The 1,258-nt window shown below is 55.2% G+C and carries 1 protein-coding gene; it reads left to right on the forward strand.

The window, feature by feature from the left end; all coding sequences use genetic code 11:
- Positions 1 to 82 precede the first annotated feature (82 nt).
- On the forward strand, positions 83 to 1,207 hold the full coding sequence (locus SB765_RS27900; RefSeq protein ID WP_341796366.1) for an IS481 family transposase: 1,125 nt from the start codon (positions 83 to 85) through the stop codon (positions 1,205 to 1,207).
- The last annotated feature ends 51 nt before the right edge of the window (positions 1,208 to 1,258 follow it).

The following is a 1,258-nucleotide window of genomic DNA, read 5'->3' on the forward strand; positions in this document are numbered from 1 at the left end:
TGTAGAGACCGGACACATGGTGGACACGTGTACGGAGACATGGTTGACACTTTCTGGTAGCCCACTTGCCAGGATTTTCACCATGCCTTGGAACGTGAGAAACGCCATGAGCCTGAAAGAAGAGTTCGTATCCCTGGCGCGACAACCGGATGCCAATATTCGAGCGTTATGCCGACACTTCAGTATCAGCCCTCAAACCGGATACAAATGGCTGCGCCGTTTTGAAGAAGGCGGCTCGGCCGCTTTACAAGAGCGATCTCGGCGGCCGGCTAGCAGCCCTCGCTTGACCGAGGCTAGCTTGGAAGCCCAAGTCGTAGCCCTTCGACAGGAGCATCCGGCCTGGGGCGGACGCACCATCAGCAACCTGCTGAGCAAGGGTATTGCCCCCAGTACCGTCACTAACGTGTTGCACCGTCATGAACTGATCCAGAGTCCTGAAAAGACGCGAGAGGCGCGGCTTAGGTTTGAACACGATGCGCCCAACGATCTCTGGCAGATGGACTTCAAAGGCCACTTCGCCCTGCAGCAAGGCCGGTGCCACCCGCTGACCATTCTTGACGATCACTCCCGCTTCAACTTGGCCATTCATGCTTGCGATAACGAGCGAGGAGCGACGGTCAGGGCTAAAATGATCGAGGTCTTCCAGCGCTATGGCCTACCGGTACGAATCAACGTCGATAATGGTGCTCCCTGGGGTTCGCCGCGCAACCCTGGAGAGGTGACAGAACTAAGTATCTGGTTGATTCAGTTGGGAATAAGGATCAGTTTTAGTCGCCCGTACCACCCTCAGACGAATGGCAAGATTGAGCGTTTCCACCGCTCCTTGAAGGCTGAAGTACTCGATGGTCGGCAGTTCTCGACCCTGGAACAAGCCCAAACGGCGTTTGATCGATGGCGTGAAATTTACAACCTACAGCGACCCCACCAGGCTTTGGGGTACCAAGTACCGATGGCCAGATATCACACCAGCCCGTGGGCCTACCCCAATCGGCTTGAGGAGTTTGAATATGGGCCGGACGATATCCTCGCCAAGGTTTATCACAGTCGCTTCCGCTTCCAGAAACGCTATTTCAGCATCGCAAAAGGCCTGGTTGGGCATACTGTAGCGATTCGCCCTGGGCGGGATGGCGGGGACATGTTCGATGTCTATTTTTGCCATCAGCGGCTGCGAACCATCGACGTAAATAAACCTGATTACGGACCATAATGTGTCAACCATGTCTCCGTACACGTGTCAGCGATGTGTCCGGTCTCTACA

This window comes from Pseudomonas sp. SIMBA_067 (assembly GCF_046534675.1).
GTDB classification, from domain to species: Bacteria; Pseudomonadota; Gammaproteobacteria; order Pseudomonadales; family Pseudomonadaceae; genus Aquipseudomonas; species Aquipseudomonas putida.